Consider the following 25,657-nt stretch of genomic DNA (forward strand, 5'->3'; position numbering starts at 1 on the left):
TTAATCATCCTTCCATCATTAATAGCTCTGGATCAGCTAATAGACGTTTGATATTATTCATTGCTTGTTGCGCTGTTGCGCCATCAACGATACGGTGGTCGAAGCTTAATGAAAGTTTCATCACACGTCCGACAACGATTTCGCCTTCAGCGTTTACGATTGGTTGTTGCGCGATCGTACCTACACCCAAAATAGCTACTTCAGGGTAGTTGATTACTGGTGTGAACCAGCCGCCACCAACTGAACCGATGTTACTGATCGTGATGGTACCGTTACGCATATCATCTGCAGCTAATTTGCCGTCATGAGCAAGTTTTGCTTTTTCGTTGATTTCATCGGCGATAGCAAACATGCCTTTACGATCTGCATCTTTTACGTTTGGTACATACAAACCATGGTCAGTATCTGTTGCGATACCGATGTTGTAATAGTTTTTGTATACGATCTCTTGTTTTGCATCATCGATTGACGCATTCAAGATAGGGAATTTTTTCACTGTTGCAGTCAATGCTTTCACAACATATGGTAAGAAAGTAAGTTTTGTGCCGTTTGCAGCAGCAACTTCTTTGAATTTCTTACGGTTATCCCATAGGTTTGTTACTTCAACTTCATCATGCAAGGTTACATGAGGTGCTGTTTGTTTGCTGTTTACCATCGCTTTAGCGATTGCTTTACGTGTAGGTGTTAAGGCCACACGTTCTTCTAAATCACCTAAGTTTGATTTGAAGGCTTTTGCTGGAGCTGCTGGTTTGCTTTCAGTTGCTGCAGCTTTTGTTTCTTCTTTCGCAGGAGCTTGAGTTTCAGCTTTTGCAGCTTGTCCGCCACCTGATAGGAAGTTTTCGATGTCTTCTTTTGTTACACGGCCGCCTTTACCTGTTGCTGATACTTGAGAAATATCAACATCTTTTTCGCGAGCGAATTGACGGACAGAAGGCATAGCCAAGACACGTTTGTTAGGATCTGCTGCTTCAACAACACTTGCTGAACCAGAAGTTTCCACTTTTTCTTTTGGTGCTTCTGCAGATGTGCTTGATGAAGCAGGCGCACTGTTGTGACCAGGTGCGTCGATTTCAACTAAAACATCCCCAACATTTGCGACTGTTCCTTCAGCAACAACGATGTTTTTCACTGTTCCTGTTACTGGAGATGGAATTTCTTCCACTGATTTGTCGTTTTGAACTTCAAGCAACGTATCATCTTCATTGATGGTATCTCCTGCTTTAACGAACCATTTTACGATTTCACCTTCTGCAATTCCTTCACCGATATCTGGTAATTTGAATTGGAAAACGCCTGCGCCTTCAGAAGAACCAGCTGATGCTTCAGCCGTTTCCGTTGTAGGTTCTGCCGCTGGTTTTGCTGGTGTTTGAGACTCTGCTGCTACACCTTCATCGCCTTCGTTGTCTTCATGTCCTGGTGCATCGATCTCAACAAGGACATCCCCAACGTTTGCGACTGTACCTTCAGGGACAACGATGTTTTTCACTGTTCCTGTTACTGGAGATGGAATTTCTTCCACTGATTTATCATTTTGAACTTCTAGTAAGGTATCATCTTCATTGATGGTATCCCCTGCTTTGACGAACCATTTTACGATTTCGCCTTCTGCAATTCCTTCACCGATATCCGGTAATTTAAATTGAAATGCCATTTTCTATTCTTCCCTTCTTCAACTATTAAAAGTTCACGATTTCTTTCACTTTGTCTTCGATGTCTTTTGCATTTGGCAACCAAATGTTTTCAGCTTGACCGAATGGGAAGATCGTATCTGGTGCAGACACGCGTCCGATTGGAGCTTCTAGTGATAGAACCGCACGTTCAGAAATTTCAGAAACGACTTGAGCGCCAACACCTGCTTGTTTTTGTGCTTCTTGAACGACAACCACACGACCAGTTTTTTCAACTGATTTGATGATCGTTTCAACATCAAGAGGAGCAACTGTACGCAAGTCGATGATTTCAGCGTTGATGTTTTCTTTCGCTAAGTTGTCAGCAGCTTTGATTGCTTCACGAACCATCGCACCATAAGTGATGATGGAAACATCAGAACCTTCACGAGTTACTGCTGCTTTGTCTAAAGGAACTTCGTATGCTTCTTCTGGCACTTCTTCACGGAATGAACGGTAAAGTTTCATGTGCTCTAAGAAAACAACTGGGTCATTGCTGCGGATAGAAGCAATCAATAATCCTTTTGCATCATATGGGTTTGATGGAATAACGACACGGATACCAGGTGATTGAGCGATCAATCCTTCCAAGTTATCTGAGTGCAATTCTGGTGTGTGCACACCGCCACCAAATGGTGAACGAATAGTGATTGGTAAATTACGTGTACCACCCATACGGTAACGAGTACGCGCCATTTGACCAACGATTTCGTCAAAGGTTTCAAATACGAAACCAAAGAATTGGATTTCTGGAACTGGACGGAAACCTTCTAATGCTAAACCGAAAGCCAAGCCGCCGATACCAGATTCAGCAAGAGGGGTATCGAAGACACGATCTTCGCCGAATTTTTCTTGTAAACCTTCTGTTGCACGGAAAACCCCGCCGTTTTTACCGACATCTTCACCAAAGACTAAAATCTCTTTGTCATTTTCCATTTCAACAGCTAAGGCATCTGTAATTGCTTGAATCATTGTTTTTTGTGCCATGACTATTTCGACTCCTTCGCTTCGTAAGTTGCAATTTGTTCTTTAATGTTTTGTGGTTGAACTTCAAACATGTTTTTCAAGAAATCTGAAACTTTTTGTTTTGGCACGCGGTCAGCTTCAGCGATCGCTGCTTTGATTTCTTCTTTTGTTTGTTCAATGACTTGTTCTTCTTTTTCTTCAGACCAAAGTCCTTTTTCAGTTAGGTAAGTACGGAAACGTACCAATGGATCTTTTTGTTGCCATTCGCTGTCCATGTCTTTTGAACGGTAACGGGTTGGATCATCACCAGACAATGTATGTGGACCGTAACGGTAAGTCAAGGTTTCGATCAATACAGGACCGTTGCCGTTTGCTGCCCATTCACGAGCTGCTTTAGAAACATAGTACACTGCCAATGGATCCATACCGTCAACTTGGATACCAGGAATCCCAGCTGCTGCTGCTTTTTGTGCCAATGTTGGTGCCGCACTTTGTACTTCACGAGGTGTAGAGATCGCAAAACCATTGTTTTGGATGTAGAATACAGCGTTTGCATGGTATGCCCCTGCAAAGTTGATTGCTTCATAGAAGTCCCCTTGTGAAGAACCGCCATCACCTGTATAAGTGAATACAACATTTTTCTTATTGCGTTTTTTCAATCCTAAAGCAACGCCGGCTGCTTGGACGTATTGTGCACCGATGATGATTTGTGGTGGCAATGCTTTTAAATCTTCTGGGTAAAGGTTCCCGGCAACGTGACCACGTGACCATAAGAACGCTTCTTTCAATGGCAGACCGTGTTGGATCAATTGTGGTACATCACGGTAACCAGGTAATAGAACGTCTTCTTTTTCAAAAGCAAATTGACTTGCTAATTGGCTTGCTTCTTGTCCAGCAGTTGGCGCGAAGAAACCTAGACGACCTTGACGGTTTAACGCAGTTGAGCGTTGGTCTAATACACGAGACCATACCATACGAGTCATCAATTCAACTAAATCGTCGTCACTTAAATCTGGTACTAACTCTTGATTTACAATTTTCCCGTCTTTGTCCAAAGCTTGGTAAGTTGGAAAATCCGCATTGACTTGCTCCAAAATCGCTTGGAAATCAAGTGCTTTTTGTTTTTTTGCCATCTTGACACACTTTCCTCTCTGATATAAAAATTCACTTTCGTATGTAACAGGGTTTAAATCTGTACTATCGAAATTTCATTTACTCTTATAAATTATCATTTAACTTCGAAAATGACAAGTGAAAAGGGTATTTTTTTTAATAAAACAATTCCCACTGTAGCAACTCTTAAGAAAACATTAGTGAAATTAATCACATTTAAGCAATCGCTTTCTTCAATTTTTTCTTTTCAGATTCTTTTTTTTATTTAAGAATAGTACAGCAATCATCATTTGGCTAAACAGATTTACCATTAACCTCCTTTTATTACTTGTGAAGGATTCGACTTGAATCAAAAAGAATTTTCTTAAGATGAGAAAAAAATAATACAGAGATCGGATAAAAAGAAACAGATCGGCAATTCTCCCCTCCATAGGAAGAACGCCGACCTGTTTTTTTAAATCCATTCTTTCGTTACATGAATATAAATGCGTTTGGCAAATTCAACTGTTACTAAATAAGCGAAATTGATACCAATAAACCATGGCCAGTAGCTTGATGGCAGCGCCGCAAAATCGAAGACGGTGTGCAATGGCGTCAAGATAACTAAGAAGCCAACTGCAATCGCTAGGACGCTGGAGATCAGGACTGCCGGTGAAGCAATACTATTGATAAATGGTAATTTTCTTGTTCGGATCATGTGAACGACTAAGGTTTGTGTCGTTAAGCCGATCATAAACCATCCTGCTTGGAACAAGGCTTGCTCTTGGATCGTATTTGCACTGAAGACATGCCACATCACAAAGAAGGTCAAAATATCAAAGATGCTGCTGACCGGTCCAATGCCGACGGTAAACTTCAATAGTCCGCCTACTTGCCATTTAACTGGTTTTTCTAACTCTGCTTTGTCTACGTTATCCCATGGAATCGTCAATTGTGCCATATCGTACACCAAGTTTTGAACCAACAATTGAATGGACAACATTGGTAAGAAAGGTAAAAAGGCACTAGCAACTAAGATCGAGAAGACATTCCCGAAGTTCGAACTCAACGTCATTTTGATGTACTTCATCATATTGGTAAATACTTTGCGCCCTTCGATGACCCCTTTATCAAGGACATTTAAACTTTTTTCTAATAGAATGATCGAGCTGGCATCTTTGGTGATATCTGCTGCTGTATCAACCGAGATGCCAACATCTGCCGTGCGTAAAGCAGGCGCATCGTTGATGCCATCTCCCATAAAGCCAACCGTATGGCCTGCTGCTTGAATGGTTTCAATGATTCGTGATTTTTGCATTGGGTTTAATTTTGCAAACAGATTGGTTTTTGCAGCTTTCGCTGCTAACTCTTCATCTGATAGATGATCAATATCGGTTCCCAATAAGTATTCATCTGCATCGATACCAACATCTCGGCAAACTTTTTGCGCAACGATCGCATTATCTCCAGTCAACACTTTGACATTGATGCCATGACCATGTAAAGAAGCAATCGCTGTTTTGGCTGTTTCTTTTGCTGGATCTAAGAAGCCCATAAAGCCAATCATGATCATGTCTTGTTCGTCTGCTACAGAATAAACGGCATCTGCGTGGGCATCGCGTTTTACGGCAACCGTTAACACACGCATCCCTTGTTTATTCAAGCGCAGGTTCACTTGACGTAATTGCTCTCTCAATTGAGGAGTCAATTCCATCACTTTGCCATCAACTTCTACGTATTTGCAGACTTGTTCCATTTCTTCAGCTGCACCTTTTGTGACCATCAGTTGATGACCATCCGCATTGACAACAACCGTTAAGCGACGACGTGAAAAGTCAAAAGGAATCTCATCGATTTTTGTCACATCGTTGAATGGCGCTGCCAAACCTTCTTCTTCATAGTAGTTTAGCACTGCGATATCCATCAGGTTTTTCCACCCTGTTTGATAGTAAGAATTTAAATAGGTCATATCAAGAACTTGTTTATCTTCTACGCCAAACGGGTTTAAATGTTGCACCAACACGACACGATCTTCGGTGATCGTACCCGTTTTATCGGTACATAGGACATCCATTGCACCTAAGTTTTGAATCGAAGGCAATTCTTTGACGATCACTTTTTCTTTTGATAAAGAGATCGCCCCTTTGGCTAAGTTACTGGTAACGATCATTGGTAGCATTTCTGGCGTCAAACCAACTGCTACTGCAATCGCGAAGAACAACGCTTCACCCCAATCACCCTTGGTTAATCCATTGATCAGTAAAACGATTGGGAAAAGAACCATGACCATTCGCAACAATAGTTTGCTGACTTTCGTTAAGCCATCTTCAAAGGTTGTTTTGCCGCGTTTCGTGGTCGCATTTTTAGCAATATCGCCAAAGAATGTACTTTGACCGGTTTTCAAAATAATGGCTTTTCCTTGACCACTTAAGACATCGGTACCCATGAAAACAAGATCTTGCATATCTAGTGCAGAAATTTGTTCATCGCTTTCTTTGATCCCAGCATCGACAAATTTTTCAACGGGCATTGATTCGCCTGTTAATGAAGATTGATTGATAAATAAATCTTTGGTCCAAATCAAGATCGCATCCGCAGGGATCATATCGCCAGTTGCTAAGGTGACGATGTCTCCAGGAACGACTTCATCCATTGGAATTTCTCTCGTGATTCCATCTCTGGTTACGGAACAAGTATTTTCAATAAGTTCTTTTAACGCTAAGCTTGCTTTTTGGGAACGGTATTCTTGGACGAAAGTAATCATAACACTGGCTAAAATCATGATTCCCATCACGATCACTGCTTCAATATCGCCTGTTACAAAAGAAATAATCATTAATAGGGCTAAAACTAACACAAAGGGATCTTTAAAAGCGCCTAAGATCATCAACCAAGCGGGTATTGGTTTTTGTGCGTCGACTTTATTTGGACCATACTCTGCTAAACGTTCTGCAGCATCTTCTTCCGATAACCCTTGGAAGGAGGTCCGCATCTCCATCAATAATTCTCTTTCGGTCAATTTTGCAAGTAATTTTAGTTCTTGATCTTTCGATAGTTTTTTTAACATCCTTTTTTCCTCCTAGCACTTAGGAGTTGCTTACGCCACCCCTAGCGATTCGATAACTACTCCGCTGTTTCATCTGGGGACTGGGGTATTCCATGTGAATCTTCCTTTCTTTTTATTAGGTAAGTCACTGTGGAACGCGCGCAAAAGACACAAAAAAACGCACGCTCCCAATAAGCATGCGTAAAAAACTCATGATCATTGTAGAGCTTTAGCACTATAGGGCGTAGATAGCAAATTTGCTATCAGCTGCTTTGGGTTTAACCTTCACGATTAGACCTGTCCTACCAACTAAGCATCTCTCGATGCTTTTGCGGCAGCAGCTTGTGTCCATATAGGAGCCTCACCTAACAATTATTTGTATAAAATGTCAGTTCGTCGGAAGTCTTTCTTCCAACTACCCACATAATAACTGCTATCCTAACCAATGTCAACAGCATCTAAGGAAAAAAGTACCCTTTTTTCAAAGTTTTCCATAGGTTTTCAAATGAAAGGTCTTACAATAAAATAACAATGTTAAAGAACTGATGTGATTTTATACTTGATAAACCTTTATATACGAGCAGATGAACAGAAATCCTTTCAAAGCGAAACTCACACTTAATCAAGCTTCTTCGTTTGTCACAATCAACGAAAAATGGAAACGGCGTTCCCGCAGGTTTCATGTATATAAAAAGACAGCCATTTGACAAACAGCTGCCTCTTTCTCTATGTTCACCTATACTGGGAGAATTATTATTCACTCTAGCTCTCACGAAAAATGATCGGCTAAAATTTGCAGGATTCGCTGGCTTGCTTTCCCATCGCCGTATGGATTTTCTGCATGTGCCATGGCATTGTAAGCTTCTGGATCTTCTAGCAGTCGCTTTGTTTCTTGATAAACCGCAGCTTCAGACGTACCGATCAGTTTTAACGTACCTGCAGCAATGCCTTCGGGGCGCTCTGTTGTATCTCGCAAGACCAAAACAGGAACGCCTAATGACGGCGCTTCTTCTTGGACACCACCGGAATCCGTCAAAATCAAGGTACTTTGATTCGCAACGTTATGAAAATCAATGACATCTAAAGGCTCAATCAACGTAACATTTGCTAGTTCCCCAAGAATCTCCTGAGCAATCCCTCGGACTTGGGGATTCTTGTGCATAGGGAAAACCACTTTGATCGTTGGCTTCTCCTTTGCGATCTGTGCTAAAGCACGAAAGACCTGCTGCATCGGAGCACCTAAGTTTTCTCGACGATGCATTGTTAATAGGATCATGGTTTGATCTGCTGCGGAAAGTTCTGGATGCTGGTATTCCTCCGAGATCGTATAACGCATCGCATCAATGGCGGTATTACCTGTTACATAAATCGCAGCCTCATTGCGGTTTTCAGCCAGCAGATTTTTTTTGCTTTGGGAAGTTGGCGCAAAATAAAAATCAGCTAAGACATCGATTAACTGACGATTGGCTTCTTCTGGATAAGGAGATTTTTTGTTCCATGTGCGCAAACCGGCTTCCACATGACCCACAGGAATTTGCTGATAAAAGGCGGCCGTCGCGGCTGCATAAGCGGTGGTCGTATCCCCATGAACCAGCACGATATCAGGAGTTTCTTTTTGCAGGATCGGTTCTAGATCCAGTAAAACTTTGGTGGTAATCCCTGTCAAGGTTTGCCCTAAAGTCATAATATCCAGATCATAGTCTGGTGCGATCTCAAAAACCGTTAATACTTGATCCAACATTTCTCGATGCTGCGCCGTCACCACAACGATCGATTCAAAACGCGGGTCGTTTTCCAATTCCTTTACTAGTGGCGCCATTTTGATGGCTTCCGGTCTGGTACCGAACACTGACATCACTTTGATTGTCATTTGGTCACCCGCTCCTCTACTCTTCATTGCTTCTATTATAACGAAGAAAACAGAAAAACAAAATGGTTCTTCTTACAAAAAAAGAAACGACCAATAGAAGGTCGCTTCTTTAGTATCCTGTTTAGATCGTATCTCCATTGAAAATCGAATTTTTCACGATTACGTAATCCACTTTACGAATCGATTCTAAATCTTTTCCACCTGCATAAGAGATCGATGACTGCAAGTCTTGCTGCATTTCAACTAACGTGTCTTTCAAAGAACCTTTGTATTGAATCCAAATTTTCTTTCCTTCCACGTTTTTCTTTTCGCCTTTTTGAAATTCCGATGCAGAACCAAAGTATTCTTTCATCACAACACCGTTTTCTACTTTCGTTTCACCAGGTGATTCTTCATGACCTGCAAACAATGAACCGATCATGACCATTGTTGCACCGAAACGGACAGATTTAGCGATATCGCCGTGTGTCCGAATGCCCCCATCTGCAATGATTGGTTTGCGAGCAGCTTTGGCACACCAACGTAGTGCTGCTAACTGCCAGCCGCCAGTCCCGAAACCAGTTTTGATTTTTGTGATACACACTTTCCCAGGTCCAATGCCGACTTTCGTTGCATCTGCACCAGCGTTTTCCAATTCACGAACTGCTTCTGGCGTTCCAACATTTCCAGCGATCACAAACGTTGCTGGCAAATGCTTCTTGATGTGTTGGATCATATTGATCACGGCGTTTGAGTGGCCATGAGCAATATCGATCGTAATAAAATCAGGAACAAGCTCTTTGTCAGCTAGTTCTTCCACAAAGGCATATTCATTTTCTTTGACACCTACGCTGATAGAAGCAATCAAGCCACGGCTTTTCATTTTTTTGATAAATGGAATCCGCGCTTCTTCATCAAAGCGGTGCATAATATAAAAATAGCCATTTTCAGCTAAAAATTCTGCGATCGAATCATCAATAATCGTTTGCATATTTGCAGGAACGACAGGCATCTTAAAAGAGTGTCCGCCTAATGTCACCGTGGTATCACATTCTGAACGACTGTTCACGATACACTTGTTAGGAATCAGTTGTATATCTTCGTAATCAAAAACTTTCATGTCAAACATAAAAATATCCTCCAAATCTTACTAAGAGTGAAGCAAGCATCAAATGGCCTCAGCCTATTTTTAACGCCCACAACAATTTAAACCACCTAGAAGTGAAATACAAGCTTTTTAGAAATACTTTTTGAAAAAAAAGGATGAATGTTCGTCTTTTACGAACATTCATCCTTATAAGTACTGAAAAAAACGGGATTTACTAATAAATTACGGCAAGATGTTCCCTGCTGCTTTATACACCTCATACCATTCATGGCGGGTCAATACGATCGAAGATGCTTGCGCGATTTCTTCGATCCGATGTGGGGTCATCGTTCCAGCAATCACTTGCATGTTTGCAGGGTGACGTAAGATCCACGCAGAAGCAATACCTGTTGGTGTCGTTTGATACTTGTCCGCTAGTTCGGTCAATTTTTCGTTCAACTCTGGGAATTTCTCATTACCGATAAAGACACCTTCGAAGAAACCATATTGATACGGAGACCAAGCTTGGATCGTCATCTCATGCAAGCGAGAATATTCAAGAATTTCTCCATCATGATCGACACTACCAGCATCCGTCATGTTGACATGAATTCCTTGATCGATCATTCCCGTATGCATGATCCCGAATTGCAGCTGATTCGCTACTAAAGGTTGGGAAACATATTTTTTCAACAATTCGATTTGACCAGGTTTTTGATTGCTGACACCGAAGTATTTCACTTTGCCGTCTTTTTCTAATTGATCAAAGGCAGCTGCCACTTCTTCTGGTTCAAACAAAGTATCAGGGCGATGCAATAGTAGCGCATCCAAATGATCGGTTTTCAAACGCTGTAAACTACCTTCCACGGAAGAAATGATATGCTCTTTCGAAAAATCAAACATTTCACCTGGAACGATGCCACATTTTGATTGAATGAACAACTCTTCTCTTTTGGCATCCGTTTTTGCTAACGCTTCCGCAAAAATCGTTTCACACTCCCCGCGCCCATAGATATCGGCATGGTCAAAAAAGGTAATGTCATTTTCAATCGCTGTCGTCAATACTTTCACTGGGTCTTTGGCATTGTTGATTCGCATCAAGCCTAAAATCACGCTAGATACTTCTAAATCAGTGGGACCGAATTTAATTTTTTTCACGTAAAGTTCCTCCTTATTTAAACTACATTCTTATTTTAGCACAACAAGATGAAAACGCTACACCAACGTCAAAAAAACCTCCTATAAAATGAAAACCACCAGCACAACCGATCGGTTTTACTGGCAGTCATCCTTTACTTTTAATTTGCATTACGCATAGAAACGTTCTTTACTTCATCGCCTTTGATGAGTTGCTATAGTGTAAGGCTTTGTCACCAATGTCATTTCGATAAAACAAACCCGACAAAGGCAATTTATTGATTGCTTCATAGACGTTCTTTTGTGCAGTAGCTAAATCCTCAGCTGAAGCTTCCACAAGAAAAACACGACCACCAGCTGCCGTCAAATCGCCTTGATCAGTAGTCTCCTCCACTCCTGCATAAAAGAATTGTGTTCCTTCTCCTTGAGGAGATGGAACAGGCATTCCTTGCTGATACTTGCCAGGATATCCTTGCGATGCAATCACGACACCGATCGAAGCCGCTTGATTCCAGCGGATCGCGGGCTCTCGATCCTGCAAGAGATCATCAATGATCTGTGCCAGGCTACTATCTAAACGACTTAACACGACTTGCGTTTCTGGATCACCAAAACGAGCATTAAATTCAATGACTTTCGGTCCATCATTAGTAGCAATCAGACCTGCATAAAGAATACCAGTAAATGGTGTCTTATTAAGAATCATCCCTTTTGCTGCAGGAAGTAAAATTTCTTTGACCGCTTGATCGACCATTTCTTGCGAAATCTGCGGTACTGGTGTGTACGCCCCCATACCACCTGTATTCGGCCCTAAATCGCCATCAAACGCACGTTTATGGTCTTGGGCAACGACCATTGGATAGACGGCTTCGTCCTTAACAAACGCCAAGAGCGAAAACTCTTCGCCAGCCAAAAACTCTTCGATCACCACTTTTGCACCACTTTCACCAAAAGCATTTTGCTCCATCATCGCTTCGACAGCTGCATTCGCCTCATCAACGGTTTCAGCAACAACTACGCCTTTGCCTGCCGCTAAGCCATCCGCTTTGATAACGATCGGTGCACCTTTAAGTTGGATATATGCTTTTGCTTGCGCACTATCTGTAAAGCTTTGATAGTCAGCTGTTGGAATGTGATTGGCACGCATCAATTCTTTGGCAAACTCTTTTGATCCTTCGATCATCGCTGCTTGTCGATTGGGACCAAAAATTTCCAAGCCCGCCGCCTGAAAATCATCTACGATGCCATTTAATAATGGAACTTCTGGACCAACGAAGGTCCAATCAACCTCCTGTTCTTGAGCAAAAGCAATCAAACCTTCATGATCGGACTCTTCAATTGCGACTGTCACGATCCCGTCTTTTCGCATTCCAGGATTGCCCTTTGCACAAAAGACTGTTTCAACTTGAGGGTCTTGCAGAAACTTTTTTGCGACGGCATGTTCTCTGCCACCACTACCAATAACAAGTATTTTCATCGTCTTCTCCTATTTCTTAGTGTTTAAAATGACGAACACCCGTAAAGACCATCGCCACACCGTACTTATCTGCCATGTCGATCGATTCTTGATCTTTGATACTACCACCAGGTTGAATAATCGCTTTGATTCCTTGTTGTGCTGCATATTCGACACTGTCATCCATCGGGAAAAAGGCATCGCTTGCCAGCACTGAACCAGCCAATTTATTGTTTTCACGGGCTTGTTCCACAGCGATTTTCACTGAACCAACGCGGTTCATCTGACCAGCACCGATCCCGACGGTTTGCTGTTGATTGGCTAAAACGATCGCATTGGACTTCACGTGTTTCACCGCTTTCCAAGCAAATGCCAAGGCTGCGATTTCTTCTGGTGTCGGCTGTCTTTTGGTCACCACGGTCCAATCTGCTGGTGACTCCATTTGATCGTCTGGTTCTTGCACCAATAAGCCCCCAAGGACAGAGACAACTTCTGGCTGTTTGGCTGCTTTTTCGAAATCAACAACCAGCAAGCGCAGATTTTTTTTCTTCGTTAGGATTTCAAGTGCTCCTTCTTCAAATGCAGGTGCAATAATGATCTCAAGAAAAATCCGCTGCAGCTGCTGCGCAGTTGCCACATCAACTGGACGATTTAAGACGATAATCCCGCCAAAAATCGACACTGGGTCTGCTTCGTAAGCTTCTTGGAAAGCTTCAGCAATCGTTTCTCCACTTCCGATTCCACATGGATTCATGTGCTTTAGGGCTACCGCAGTTGGCTCTGTAAATTCTTCTGCGATCCGTAAGGCAGCGTCAGCATCTTTAATGTTGTTGTAAGACAATTCTTTGCCGTGGATTTGTTTTGCGCTGGCAATCGAATAGGGCACGGGTAATGCGTCTTGATAGAAGGAAGCTTTCTGATGACTATTTTCACCATAACGCAATGTTTGTTTCAAAACATAGGTTTTCGTCAAGTTCTCCGTTTCTGTTTCGGCCACCGCTTTGGTCAAGTATTCACCAATCAAGGCATCGTAAGCTGCGGTATGGCGGAAGACTTTGGCAGCTAATTTCTTTCTTGATGCCAACGTCGTATTGCCTTCCTTCAGCTCAGTTAAGACCCAGTCGTAATCCTTGGGATCAACGACAACAGTTACTGAGGCATGGTTTTTCGCCGCAGAACGCAGCATGCTTGGTCCGCCGATGTCGATATTTTCGATTGCGTCGGCTTCTGTGACATCAGGCTTGCTGATCGTTTCTTTAAATGGATAAAGATTGACGACAACGAGGTCGATCGGTAAAATACCGTGCTCAGCCATTGCCTCCATATGAGAAGGCAGATCACGTCGCCCTAACAGACCACCATGCACCCGCGGATGTAGCGTTTTTACCCTGCCGTCCATCATTTCAGGAAATTCTGTGATCGCTTCGATGCCGATCGGTTGAAGCCCTGCTTCCTCCAAGACGGTTTTGGTCCCGCCAGTTGAAATGATCTCAAATCCTAAATTGGTCAATTCTTGGACAAATGGTACCAGTCCCTCTTTGTCAGACACACTGATTAATGCACGTTTATTCACGATTTGATAGCCCCTTTTCCACAATTTCAGCTAAAACAGCTGGATAGATTTGGTGTTCCACTTGATGAATTTTCTCTGTCACACTTGTTAACGTATCGTCGGTGTCAATCCGAACGATTTCTTGGGCAATGATTGGCCCTGTATCAATGCCAGCATCGACATAATGAACCGTAACCCCCGTCACTTTCACGCCATAAGCGAAGGCATCGGCAATCCCAGATTTGCCTGGGAAGCTCGGCAACAACGAGGGATGGATATTGATGACTCTGCCTTCATAAGCGGATAATAGGGTGTTCCCGATGATCCGCATATACCCAGCTAAAACAATAAAATCGATGGCATGATACTGCAATTCTTCGATCAATTTCCTTTCAAAGGCTGCTTTTGACGCAAAAGCCGCTGGCTCCAAGACAAGCGTTTCATAGTCTCTTGCGCGGGCTTTTTCTATCACTGGCGCTGCAGGTTTATCGGAAAAGACCAATCCGATCTGCGCTCCTTTAATTTCATTAGACTGGATCGCATCGGCGATCGCTGTAAAATTGCTGCCTGTTCCAGAAGCAAAGACGGCGATCCTCATCGGACTGCCTCTTTAAAGCAGACAGCTTCGTTGTCACGTTTCGTCACTTTACCGATCCGATACGCTGGTTCTTCATTGGCGGATAGAAGCGCCATTACTGCCGCAACATTTTCTGGCGCAACGGCTAAGACCATACCGATCCCCATGTTGAAAATCTCGAACATTTCTTGGTGAGGAATCGCGCCATGAGCAGCGATCAGATCAAATATCGGCAACTGCGGCCAAGTGTCTAAGGAGATTTCTGCCGCCAGACCTTCAGGCAGCATCCGCGGGATATTTTCAACAAAGCCGCCACCAGTGATATGAGAAATTCCAGCTAGCAATCCTTCTGTCAATAAAGGCTTCAATGCATCCACGTAAATTCTCGTTGGCGTCAATAAACTTTCTGCAAGTGTTTGGTTGTCAAGTTCTGCAAATGTTTCTGCTCCTGTATAGCCATGCTGTTCAAAAAAGACTTTTCTGACTAAAGAGTACCCATTCGAGTGAATGCCTGATGAAGGCAAACCAATCAGCTCATCGCCTTCTTTGATGGTTTCTCCAGTGATCAAGCGACTTTTTTCGACGATTCCTACGGCAAAGCCAGCAAGATCATATTCTTCTGGTTGGTACATTCCCGGCATTTCAGCGGTTTCCCCACCAATCAGGGCAGCACCCGCTTGCACACAGCCCTCTGCGACACCAGCAATGATTTGTTCGATCTTTGCAGGATCGTTTTTACCGACTGCAACATAGTCAAGGAAGTAGATAGGTTCTGCCCCTTGAGCGACGATATCATTCACGCACATTGCGACACAATCAATGCCGATCGTTGTATGCTGTTCTTGCTGGATCGCCAATAAAAGCTTAGTTCCTACACCATCTGTCCCAGAAACGAGTACTGGTTCTTTCAATTGGTATGATGATAAATCAAAACAGCCACCAAAGCCCCCGATTGCCCCCATCACGCCTAGACGTTCTGTTCGTTTCACATGCTTTTTGATCCGTTCGACTACTTCATAACCGGCTTCGACATCGACACCGGCTTTTGCATATGCATTTGCCACGTTCGTTCCTCCTCAATCATTCATCCGCTTTTCTTCATTCAGCTCATTCGTCGTTAACGCAAGCAAACCAGCGATCCTTCACTGCTTCGTTTGAAAAACCATTTTTGCCTACAATTTATTCAGCTAAAGACGCGAGATAGTTTTCTTCATAATCATACAAAGGGGTTGGATAATCGCCATTGAAATAGGCCATACATAAGCCTGAGTAAGGTGCGTCAAAATCTAAACCGATCGCTTCGATCAACCCGTCTTCACTTAAAAAGGCCAAAGAATCTGCTTCGATTTTTTCACAAATTTCAGCTTCCGTATATTTGGCTGCGATCAATTCTTTTCTTGTTTGAATGTCGATCCCGTAAAAACACGGATAGCGCAAAGGCGGCGAACCGATACGTACATGAACTTCTTTGGCACCTGCTTCTTTTAGCAGTTGCACGATACGGCGGCTGGTGGTTCCTCGGACGATCGAATCGTCGACTAGAATCACTCGTTTGCCTTCGACTACGCCACGAACAGCTGAGAGCTTCATCCGTACCCCTTGTTCCCTTAACTCCTGCGTCGGTTGAATAAACGTTCGTGCGATGTATTGATTTTTTACTAAGCCTAATTCATAGGGAATACCTGATGCTTCTGCGTACCCGCTGGCAGCAGATAAGGATGAATTCGGTACACCAATGACCATATCCGCTTCGATCGGCGCCTCTTGTGCTAAGCGACGGCCCATATTTTTACGGGCACGATGGACGTTGACCCCAGCGATGTTGGAATCAGGACGGGCAAAATAGATAAACTCCATCGAACATATCGCAGGTTGTACTTCTTGGGTATACTGTTCAATTTGAATGCCTGCATCATCAATGATCACGACTTCGCCTGGTCGGACATCACGAATAAATTCCGCACCGATGACTTCCAACGCACAGGTTTCTGAAGCCACCACATAAGCACCATTGACCATTTTCCCGATTGACAATGGCCGAAAGCCATTGGGGTCTAGTGCTGCGATCATGGCATTTTCGGTCAGTAAAAGGTACGCAAATCCACCTTTAACTTGATTTAATGCCTCCTTGACCCGATCCATAAAAAGCGGTTCTTCGCTGCGACGGATCAAGTGCATGAGAATCTCTGTATCGGAATTCGAGTGGAAAATCGCACCAGCCTTTTCTAAGGATTTCCGTAGACTTTTCGCATTCGTCAAGTTGCCGTTATGAGCTAAGCCAATCTGCTGATCAAAAAATTTGAATAAAAATGGTTGAATATTATCAACGCTACCATTACCAGCAGTTGCGTAGCGAACGTGACCAATGGCAGCATCTCCTGTCAGACGCTGGAGGACACGTTCATCCGAAAACACTTCCGCTAGCAACCCTAAATCACGGTGACCATTGAGTTTTCCCGCATCATTCGTGACAATCCCAGCACCTTCTTGGCCGCGATGTTGCAAACTGTGTAGTCCGAAGTAGGTGACACGAGCGGCATCTGGATGACCCCAAACACCAAAAACCCCACATTCCTCGTTGAGGCTCTTTACTTCATTAAACATGGAATGGCTTCCTCCCATTTCAATTTCGCCTCAGTAAGGGGCATCTCGATCGTATCATCTTGTGCTTGCATGCGAATCTGGCCATTAGCAGTCACTTCCCCGATCGCTGTTGCAGCAGCGCCTACCAGTGCTTCAAAAGCTGCTTGCTTATCAGGTGCGACTGAAAGCACAAAACGGGATTGGGTTTCTGAAAACAATTGTGCTGCTGGCAATGACACGGTCACATTTAGACCAAAGCCCTTGTCAAAAGCGGATTCGGCTAAAGCGATCGCTAAACCACCTTCGGCACAGTCGTGGGCACTTTGAACAAGACCTGCTTGGATCGCTGCGGTAACCAATTGTTGGTTCATTTTTTCTGTTTCAAGGTCAAAGGACATTAAACGCCCAGCGATCTTTCCTGTCTGCAGTTTTTGCAATTCAGATCCATTGAAGTCAGCATGGGTTTCCCCTAGGACATAGATCAGATCCCCTGCTGCTTGGAAATGCTGCGTCGTGATATGCGCCAGCTCTTCGATCAATCCGACCATCCCAATTACCGGCGTTGGATAGACCGATTGTCCGTCCGTTTCGTTGTATAACGAGACGTTCCCAGAAATGACTGGTGTCTCTAGCACACGACAAGCTTCTGAGATCCCGTCAGCAGCCGTGGATAACTCCCAGAATCCTTCTGGTTTATCTGGCGAGCCGAAGTTAAGGCAGTCAGTGATCGCCAATGGACACCCACCTGAAGCGACGATATTTCGAGCAGCTTCTGCAACTGCGATCTGTCCGCCGACTTCTGGATCTAAGTACAGGTAACGAGCATTACAGTCAGTCGTCATCGCCAAGGCTTTATTGGTTCCCTTGATTCGTAAAACAGCGGCATCACTGCCGGGTCCTACCACGGTATTGGTACGAACTTGCGAATCGTAGGTTTCAAAAATCGAGCGTTTTGAAGCGATCGTCGGCTGCTGCAGTAGATCGGCAAATACAGACGTTGCTGAATGAATCACTGGAACAAAGTCTGGTGTTTCCTTAAACACTTTGATCCGTTTCGGTTCTGCCATTTCTTTGTAGTAAGTCGGCGCATCTTCAGCTAAAGCATCTACTGGTAAATTAGCGACTTCCTGTCCATGATGGAACAAACGATAGTTGCCATCATCTGTTACTTCACCGATCACGACGGCTTCTAGATCGTATTTCTTAAAGAGTGCTTCCACTTCAGCTTCATGCCCTTTTTTGACACAGATCAGCATCCGCTCTTGGGATTCTGACAACATCATTTCATAAGGCGTCATATTGGTTTCTCGTTGTGGAACATCATCTAACGTTAAGCGCAACCCTGATCCGGCTTTTGATGCCATCTCGGCACTAGAAGAAACCAATCCAGCAGCACCCATATCTTGAATTCCGACTAAAATGTCCGAATGATCCACGATCAATTCCAAACAAGCTTCCAACAAAAGTTTTTCCATAAAAGGATCACCGACTTGTACGGCGGAACGTTGTTGTTCTTCTCCTTCGACAAATTCTTCCGATGCAAAAGTCGCCCCATGTATCCCGTCGCGTCCTGTTTTTGCGCCGACATACATGATGGTGTTTCCAACACCTTTAGCCTGCCCTTTTTGAATATCCTTGTGGGCAATAATCCCTACACACATCGCATTGACTAATGGATTGCCTTCATAACAAGGATCAAATGCCACTTCACCACCGACGGTCGGAATCCCAATACAGTTGCCATAGCCACTGATCCCAGCAACGACTTCTTCCAAAAGATATTTCGTTCTTGGATTATCTAACTCACCAAATCGTAAGGAGTCTAAAACAGCAATCGGTCTTGCACCCATACTGAAGATGTCGCGGATGATCCCACCAACACCAGTTGCTGCTCCTTCATAAGGTTCCACCGCAGAAGGATGATTATGGCTTTCCGCTTTAAAAACGACGGCTAGATCATCGCCGATATCCACGATACCCGCACCTTCGCCAGGTCCTTGCAGTACTTGCGGCCCTTCTGTCGGGAATTTCCGCAAAACAGGTTTGGAATTTTTGTAAGAACAATGTTCACTCCACATCACTGAAAAGAGTCCAGTTTCGGTATAGTTCGGTAAACGTCCCAAAATATCTTCTGAGATCATCCGATATTCTTCTTGGGTCAATCCCCATTGCTCGTATAATTTCGTGTCTTTGATTTCTTGTGGTGTAGGTTCTTTTACGATCATTTTATCCATTTACCGGCACCTTCCCAAAATTTTTCAATAATGAAGCAAAAAACTTCTTGCCATCTTCTGAGCCTAATAAGCTTTCCATCGCTCGTTCTGGATGAGGCATCATGCCTAGAACATTGCCTGCTTTATTACAGATACCAGCGATGTTGTGTAGGCTACCGTTGACGTTATCTTCATAACGGAAAACGATTTGATTGTTGGCAACCAATTCCTGATAAGTCGTTTCATCACAATAATAATTGCCCTCACCATGAGCGACAGGAAGCGTAATGATTTGATCCGTTTCATATTCAGAAGTAAAAGCTGTTTGATTATTCACTTTCAGACGGACCGGTTTGCAAATAAAATGGAGTGATTCATTTCTTTGTAAAACCCCTGGTAACAAGCCCGCTTCCGTTAAAATTTGAAACCCATTGCAGGTACCAAAGACAGGTTTGCCTTCATTTGCCAGACGAATGACCTCTGACATGATCGTTGAAAAACGGGCGATCGCTCCACATCTTAAGTAATCACCATAAGAAAATCCTCCTGGAAGCAAAACACCGTCAAAACCAGCTAAGCTGTCTGCATCATGGCGCACATATTCTGCTTCTGCCCCCATGATATCTTTGATTGCCCACATCAAATCAACATCACAATTTGATCCAGGAAAAACGATCACTGCAAATTTCATAGGGCCGCTTCCTCCATTTGAACCATTTCATAACGGTAGGTTTCCATATTGACGTTTGCCAAAAGCTTGTCGCAGATCGCTTCGATTTCTTCTGCTACAGTTGCTTGTGTTTGATTGTTTGAAGGTGTCACTTTGATTTCAAAGTATTTCCCGATCCGAATATCACTGACATCTTGATACCCCAAGCGATGAACGGCTCCTTTCACAGCTTCTCCTTGAGGGTCTAAAACAGATTCCTTATAGGTTACATAAACTTTGACTAAATACATGCTGAATTCTCCTTTTCTAAACGATTTAAGACTTCTTCATAAACAGGAACGATGTCCCCTAAATCACGTCGATAAACATCTTTATCAAGATGCTCATTTGTCCCCATATCCCATAAACGACAAGTATCTGGTGAAATCTCATCAGCCAGAAGCAACTCGCCCTTTTTGGTTTTGCCGATCTCGATTTTAAAATCGATCAAGCGAATGTTGATGTTCGCAAAGATTTCCAGTAACGCAGCGTTGACTTGCAGCGCCAATGTTTTGATCTGGTCCAGCTCCTCTTCTGAGGCAAGCCCTAGATAAAACACATGATCATCATTGATAAACGGATCATCCAAGCGATCTTCTTTGTAGTAAAACTCTACGATCGGCTTTGGCAGTTTGGTTCCTTCTTCGATGCCCAAGCGCTTTGAAAAACTACCAGCAGCCGTGTTGCGAACAACGACTTCTAAAGGAATCATGGTGACAGCTCGAATTAATTGTTCGTGTTTAGACACTAATTGAAGAAAGTGACTTGGGACGTTTTTGTCGGCTAGCCGCTGAAAAAGGTGCGCAGTGATCTGATTGTTCAAGGCACCCTTTCCTACAACGGCATCTTTCTTTTGACCATTCAATGCAGTAGCTTGATCCAAATAAACGACTCTCAATACATCCTCTTCGTTGGTTTTAAACAATTTTTTGGCTTTTCCTTCATAAAGAAGCACTTCTGATTCCATAATCCACCTCAGTTAAGTAATATTTTTCACATAGCGATGACACACATCTTTATTTGCTTATTATTCTAACAACGCAGAAAAAGCGGGTCAACGATTATCTGTACATTTACATATTAATAAACACGAATGTTCGCTTTTTACCTAGTTGGTTGAAAGCAGATTCCTCTTTAGAAGCAGTGAAGGATTTATAAAGCGTTTACAATATTCTTTTTTCATGCTATATTTAGGTCGTATTGTAGCTACATTCAAGGAGGAGTACTATATGTGGTCGCTAAAGAATCGTGCTGAACTTTTTTTAGCTCATTTATCAGACAAAGAAAAACAACAGCTCCATAACGAATTATTGGCCGTGCAGCAAATCCTTTCCATCAACCAACAAACAAGTTTCTATTTATTCAGTCCCTTCAAAAAAGGGGCGCGCCCTCATTATGCCGAAGAACAAAAGCGTGTTCTACAATTTCAAAATGAGCGCAATGACGAATTGATCATTCATCAAATCCATCGCCAAAGCTTATTTAAACATACGTATTCTTTTCGGATTTATTTTAATTTAGAAGAAATGGACTTTTCTTTCTTGGATGATCTTTTGCATCTTTTGAAGGAACAAAGCCAGACACCAACGTTTAAATTGAGTCCAGCGGCAAATTGACTGAGTATCCTTCGATAAAAAAAGGTAAAATAAACAAAAGCCCGTAATTTATCGGGCTTTTTTTGTTATACTATTTTCAGACAACAGAAAGGATACGATTATGCTATTTACGAAACAATCATTTGATGCTTTTTCTTTAGAAACATTAGACGAACGAATGGAAAAAATCCGTGCCGAGATTCAGCCGATTTTTCAAACGATCGGTGAGACAGCGATCCCATTAATTGAAGAAAGCTGCCAAGAGCCTTTTTATTTGCATATTGCTCAGCACCGACGCAGAACCGTCTACCCTCCTGCCGAAACCTGGGCAGGGATCGGTCCGAACAAACGAGGCTATAAAATGGATGCCCACTTTCAAATTGGGATCAATCAAGCGTATGTCTTTGTTTGGCTCAGCGTGATCGATCAACCGAAAAATCAGGCAACGATCGCTGAATCCTGGTTGGCCCAAAAAGAATTATTCGATCAATTACCAGCTGACTTTACACTTTCTCCTGATCACACAAAATACGACCACTACCCTATCGCCATGTGGCCAACCTATCTGGAACGATTGAAGAAAGTCAAAAAAAGTGAGCTTCAAATTGGAAAGATTTTTCCGAAAGAAATGATCGAAGACGTTGAGATGGCGGATATTTTAGCAGTTTATCAAACACTGTTGCCGCTTTATCATGCCCGTATGACGGCTTTGAAGGAGGAACAATAATATGTCAGAAAATCGGCGCTCTCGCAACGAAAAGCCAGCGAAAAAGCCCAAGCGCTTCGTCTGGTTGGCACTTCCTGCCGCCTTATTGGTACTAGGCGGCGGCTATTATGGTTATACCGTCTATCAGGATCGGCAAGAAGAAGCCGCTGCTAAAAAAGCTCTCACTTCCTTTATCGACGCTTTGGCCGATCAGAAGTACAGTGACTTGCCTGCCTTCGTGTCTGAAGACAGTTTAGCATCAACCGGCTTTACCGCAGACGAAGTCTCTGCAAAATACGAAGCGATCTTCACTGGTATCGGTGCCGAATCATTTAAAGCATCTGGGATTGAGGTAACTCCTAATGACAAGGATTCCGATCAATTCAATTTCCAATACAACGGTTCCTTGACCACCTCGTTAGGTGAATTAACCGAGCTTTCTTATAGTGGCACGATCACTGTAGCTGATAACGAAGCCAAGATCGATTGGTCCCCTCAGTTGATCTTTCCAGGAATGGAGGGACAAGACAAAGTCAGTATTTCCGTAGATAATGCCACTCGCGGTGAGATTCTCGACCGAAACAACGAACCACTAGCAGAAAATGACACGCTTTATCAGTTAGGCGTCGTTCCGGGGCAACTGGGCACGGGAGACGAAAAAAACGCCAATATCAAAGCGATCGCGGAACGTTTCGACCTGACAGAAGAAGCCATCAATCAAGCGTTGGGGCAATCTTGGGTTCAAGATGAGTTGTTCGTCCCCTTGAAGATCATCGAACCAACGGATGAGATGCCAACTGGAACAAGTTTAAAAGAAACGACTGGACGCACTTACCCACTTGGGGAAGCTGCCGCCCAACTGATTGGTTACTTAGGAAATGTAACAGCGGAAGATATCGAAAAAGATGAAACACTAGCAAGCAACGGACAAATTGGTCGTAGTGGTCTGGAAGCTGCCTTCGATAAAGAGTTGCGAGGAGAAAACGGCGGAAAAATCGCCATCACAGATGAAGATGGTGCTGAGAAAGCCGTCCTGTTAGAAAAAGAACGCGCAGATGGCAAGGATATCCAATTGACTATTGATGCCCAAGCCCAAAAGACGGCGTTTGACTCCTTACAAAACCAAGCAGGAGCAACGGTCGTTACCGAACCCAAAACTGGCGATCTGCTGGTACTTGCCAGCTCGCCAAGTTATGATCCCAATAAAATGACCCAAGGGATCTCACAAGAAGATTATGATGCGTATGAACAAAATGAAGACCTGCCTTTCATCAGCCGCTTTGCTACGGCCTATGCACCTGGTTCGACCTTTAAGGCCATCACTGCTGCGATCGGCTTGGAAAATGGCACGATCGATCCTACGCAGAGTATCGCGATCGATGGTTTGAAATGGCAAAAAGATAGCTCGTGGGGTGACTACTTTGTGACGAGAGTTACTGATGTAGCTTCTGTGAATCTCAAGGATGCACTGGTATACTCTGATAACATTTATATGGCGCAACAAACTTTATCTATGGGCGAAGATGCCTTTCGTGACGGCTTGTCGAAGTTGATTTTTGGTGAAACATTGGATTTACCGATCGCGATGAATCCTGCTCAAATTTCAAATGAAGACTCCTTCAATTCGGACATTTTACTGGCAGATACCGGCTATGGCCAAGGAGAATTGTTATTGAATCCAATCCAGCAAGCGGCGATCTACTCCGTCTTTGCCAATCAAGGGAAGCTGGTCTATCCCCGTTTAGTGAAAGAGGCAGAGCAAAAAGACAAAGAAGTCTTTAAAGCAGAAACGATCGATCAAATCAATCAAGATTTGACCGCCGTTGTTTCCGATCCAAACGGAACTGCACATTCCTTGGCAGCATTAAACATTCCATTGGCTGCTAAGACAGGAACAGCTGAAATCAAAGAAAAGCAAGATGAAAAAGGCCAGGAAAACAGTTTCTTATTTGCCTTTGATTCGCAAGACCAAGGATTTCTGATGGTCTCCATGCTAGAAGATCGCCAGGAAAACCAATCAGCAACTGGTTTAGCACCTGAACTATTGACCTACTTAGCTGAACATTATTAAAAAAAAGCCGCAACCTTCAGATAAGGATCTGAAGGTTGCGGCTTTTTTCTTATTCGGCTAAACCGACACGTTCAAAGATCGTGTCGACTTGTTTTAAATGATGGTTGTAATCAAACGCATCGTCTAAGTCTGCTTTGGTCAACACATCTGTAATGGCTGGATCAGCTTCTAATAGTGGACGGAAATCCGTTTGCTCATCCCAAGCTTGCGCTGTTTTTGGCTGAACCAAGTCATAGGCTTGCTCTCTTGTCATTCCGTGATCGATCAATTTCAACATTACTCGTTGGCTGTAGATCAATCCAAAGGTCGCATTCATATTGCGCTTCATATTCTCTGGGAAAACTGTCAGATTTTTGACGATATTGCCAAAGCGATTCAGCATATAATCGATCAAAATCGTCGTATCCGGAATAATGATCCGTTCTGCCGATGAATGTGAGATATCCCGTTCATGCCACAGTGAGACATTTTCATAAGCTGTCACCATATGGCCGCGAACGACTCGTGCAAGTCCCGCCATATTTTCAGAACCGATTGGGTTACGCTTATGGGGCATGGCAGAAGAACCTTTTTGTCCTTTGGCGAAGAATTCTTCAACTTCTCGGGTTTCTGATTTTTGTAAGCCCCGGATTTCGGTTGCAAATTTCTCAATGCTAGTTGCGATCAACGCCATTGCAGAGAAATACTCTGCATGCAAGTCACGAGGTAGTACTTGTGTGGAAATATCTTGCGCACGAATCCCTAATTTTTCACAGACATACTCTTCGACAAACGGTGGAATATTTGCAAAGGTTCCAACTGCTCCGCTGATCTTTCCTGCTTCGACCCCTTTTGCTGCCCGCTCAAAACGCTCGACATTGCGTTTCATTTCCGCATACCATAAGGCTAATTTCAAGCCAAAGGTCGTTGGTTCCGCATGTACACCATGGGTACGTCCCATCATTACGGTATGTTTGTATTCTTTGGCTTTTTCACCAATGATCGTCACAAAACGATTTAAATCTTCCCGAATCAAGTCGTTGGCTTGCTTCATCAAGTAGCCATACGCAGTATCAACAACATCCGTCGACGTCAAGCCGTAGTGGACCCATTTACTTTCATCACCTAAAGATTCAGAGACTGCTCGGGTAAAAGCAACCACATCATGTCGCGTTTGCGCTTCGATCTCTAAGATACGGTCGATATCGAAGGTTGCTTTTTCACGAATCAAAGCAACATCCTCTTTCGGTATCTCCCCTAGTTCCGCCCAAGCTTCATCCGCCAATATTTCTACTTCTAACCACGCTTGGTAACGGTTTTGATCGGTCCAAATAGCACCCATTTCTGGTCTTGTGTAACGCTCTAACATGTT

General features: G+C 43.4%; 20 protein-coding genes and 1 riboswitch. Of the genes, 3 read left to right on the forward strand and 17 right to left on the reverse strand.

Features of this window, described 5'->3' with window-relative positions:
- Nucleotides 1-4 precede the first annotated feature (4 nt).
- The 16 genes from ACTW1R_RS09555 to purC all read right to left on the reverse strand — a co-directional run bounded on the left by ACTW1R_RS09555 (nucleotide 5) and on the right by purC (nucleotide 20,901).
- Entirely contained in the window at nucleotides 5-1,651 is a 1,647-nt protein-coding gene (locus ACTW1R_RS09555) for a dihydrolipoyllysine-residue acetyltransferase (RefSeq protein ID WP_005230050.1), read from the reverse strand.
- A gap of 25 nt (nucleotides 1,652-1,676) precedes the next feature.
- The gene (locus ACTW1R_RS09560) at nucleotides 1,677-2,654 is read right to left on the reverse strand and encodes an alpha-ketoacid dehydrogenase subunit beta (RefSeq protein WP_005230047.1); all 978 of its coding nucleotides are present in this window, start codon (nucleotides 2,652-2,654) and stop codon (nucleotides 1,677-1,679) included.
- Between the two features lie 2 nt (nucleotides 2,655-2,656).
- A complete protein-coding gene (pdhA, locus tag ACTW1R_RS09565; protein WP_489927266.1) occupies nucleotides 2,657-3,766 on the reverse strand; it encodes a pyruvate dehydrogenase (acetyl-transferring) E1 component subunit alpha in 1,110 nt (369 codons plus the stop codon).
- Nucleotides 3,767-4,200: 434 nt separating this feature from the next.
- Complete coding sequence (mgtA, locus tag ACTW1R_RS09570) at nucleotides 4,201-6,792, reverse strand: magnesium-translocating P-type ATPase (RefSeq protein WP_142973262.1); 2,592 nt, start codon at nucleotides 6,790-6,792, stop codon at nucleotides 4,201-4,203.
- A gap of 187 nt (nucleotides 6,793-6,979) precedes the next feature.
- Nucleotides 6,980-7,151, reverse strand: a riboswitch (M-box (ykoK) riboswitch).
- A 389-nt stretch (nucleotides 7,152-7,540) separates the two neighbouring features.
- Entirely contained in the window at nucleotides 7,541-8,641 is a 1,101-nt protein-coding gene (gene wecB, locus ACTW1R_RS09575; protein ID WP_016611033.1) for a non-hydrolyzing UDP-N-acetylglucosamine 2-epimerase, read from the reverse strand.
- Nucleotides 8,642-8,762: 121 nt separating this feature from the next.
- Entirely contained in the window at nucleotides 8,763-9,740 is a 978-nt protein-coding gene (gene guaC, locus ACTW1R_RS09580) for a GMP reductase (protein WP_005230038.1), read from the reverse strand.
- A gap of 210 nt (nucleotides 9,741-9,950) precedes the next feature.
- Nucleotides 9,951-10,865 carry an aldo/keto reductase gene (locus ACTW1R_RS09585; protein WP_016611032.1) on the reverse strand — a complete coding sequence of 305 codons (915 nt, stop codon included), beginning with the start codon at nucleotides 10,863-10,865 and terminating at the stop codon, nucleotides 9,951-9,953.
- Between the two features lie 169 nt (nucleotides 10,866-11,034).
- A complete protein-coding gene (purD, locus tag ACTW1R_RS09590; RefSeq protein ID WP_375826583.1) occupies nucleotides 11,035-12,321 on the reverse strand; it encodes a phosphoribosylamine--glycine ligase in 1,287 nt (428 codons plus the stop codon).
- Between the two features lie 16 nt (nucleotides 12,322-12,337).
- The gene (purH, locus tag ACTW1R_RS09595) at nucleotides 12,338-13,873 is read right to left on the reverse strand and encodes a bifunctional phosphoribosylaminoimidazolecarboxamide formyltransferase/IMP cyclohydrolase (protein ID WP_015509884.1); all 1,536 of its coding nucleotides are present in this window, start codon (nucleotides 13,871-13,873) and stop codon (nucleotides 12,338-12,340) included.
- Nucleotides 13,866-14,450, reverse strand: coding sequence for a phosphoribosylglycinamide formyltransferase (purN, locus tag ACTW1R_RS09600; RefSeq protein WP_142974099.1), 585 nt, complete (start codon nucleotides 14,448-14,450; stop codon nucleotides 13,866-13,868). The genes purH and purN overlap by 8 nt, the downstream gene beginning before the upstream one ends.
- Nucleotides 14,447-15,493, reverse strand: a complete 1,047-nt coding sequence (gene purM / locus ACTW1R_RS09605; protein WP_010749591.1) for a phosphoribosylformylglycinamidine cyclo-ligase — start codon at nucleotides 15,491-15,493, stop codon at nucleotides 14,447-14,449. The genes purN and purM overlap by 4 nt, the downstream gene beginning before the upstream one ends.
- Before the next feature lie 115 nt (nucleotides 15,494-15,608).
- On the reverse strand, nucleotides 15,609-17,033 hold the full coding sequence (purF, locus tag ACTW1R_RS09610) for an amidophosphoribosyltransferase (protein ID WP_010749590.1): 1,425 nt from the start codon (nucleotides 17,031-17,033) through the stop codon (nucleotides 15,609-15,611).
- Nucleotides 17,018-19,246, reverse strand: a complete 2,229-nt coding sequence (gene purL, locus ACTW1R_RS09615; RefSeq protein ID WP_205820789.1) for a phosphoribosylformylglycinamidine synthase subunit PurL — start codon at nucleotides 19,244-19,246, stop codon at nucleotides 17,018-17,020. The genes purF and purL overlap by 16 nt, the downstream gene beginning before the upstream one ends.
- Entirely contained in the window at nucleotides 19,239-19,916 is a 678-nt protein-coding gene (purQ, locus tag ACTW1R_RS09620; RefSeq protein ID WP_375826584.1) for a phosphoribosylformylglycinamidine synthase subunit PurQ, read from the reverse strand. Before purQ ends, purL begins: the two co-directional genes overlap by 8 nt.
- The gene (purS, locus tag ACTW1R_RS09625) at nucleotides 19,913-20,185 is read right to left on the reverse strand and encodes a phosphoribosylformylglycinamidine synthase subunit PurS (RefSeq protein WP_096742577.1); all 273 of its coding nucleotides are present in this window, start codon (nucleotides 20,183-20,185) and stop codon (nucleotides 19,913-19,915) included. Before purS ends, purQ begins: the two co-directional genes overlap by 4 nt.
- Nucleotides 20,176-20,901, reverse strand: a complete 726-nt coding sequence (gene purC, locus ACTW1R_RS09630) for a phosphoribosylaminoimidazolesuccinocarboxamide synthase (protein ID WP_081116641.1) — start codon at nucleotides 20,899-20,901, stop codon at nucleotides 20,176-20,178. Before purC ends, purS begins: the two co-directional genes overlap by 10 nt.
- Before the next feature lie 214 nt (nucleotides 20,902-21,115).
- On the opposite strand from purC, the gene ACTW1R_RS09635 reads away from it, so the two are divergent.
- The 3 genes from ACTW1R_RS09635 (at nucleotide 21,116) to pbp4 (ending at nucleotide 24,306) form a co-directional block, all read left to right on the forward strand.
- Nucleotides 21,116-21,550: a hypothetical protein gene (locus ACTW1R_RS09635; protein ID WP_016611022.1), complete on the forward strand. Its 435-nt coding sequence runs from the start codon at nucleotides 21,116-21,118 to the stop codon at nucleotides 21,548-21,550.
- A gap of 100 nt (nucleotides 21,551-21,650) precedes the next feature.
- Nucleotides 21,651-22,256: a DUF1054 domain-containing protein gene (locus ACTW1R_RS09640; protein ID WP_118215140.1), complete on the forward strand. Its 606-nt coding sequence runs from the start codon at nucleotides 21,651-21,653 to the stop codon at nucleotides 22,254-22,256.
- Nucleotide 22,257: 1 nt separating this feature from the next.
- Nucleotides 22,258-24,306 carry a penicillin-binding protein PBP4(5) gene (gene pbp4, locus ACTW1R_RS09645; protein ID WP_489927267.1) on the forward strand — a complete coding sequence of 683 codons (2,049 nt, stop codon included), beginning with the start codon at nucleotides 22,258-22,260 and terminating at the stop codon, nucleotides 24,304-24,306.
- 49 nt (nucleotides 24,307-24,355) lie between these two features.
- Here pbp4 and purB read toward each other — a convergent pair whose 3' ends face one another.
- Nucleotides 24,356-25,654, reverse strand: coding sequence for an adenylosuccinate lyase (gene purB / locus ACTW1R_RS09650; RefSeq protein ID WP_077453800.1), 1,299 nt, complete (start codon nucleotides 25,652-25,654; stop codon nucleotides 24,356-24,358).
- Nucleotides 25,655-25,657 lie beyond the last annotated feature (3 nt).

Source organism: Enterococcus sp. R12 (genome assembly GCF_058135755.1).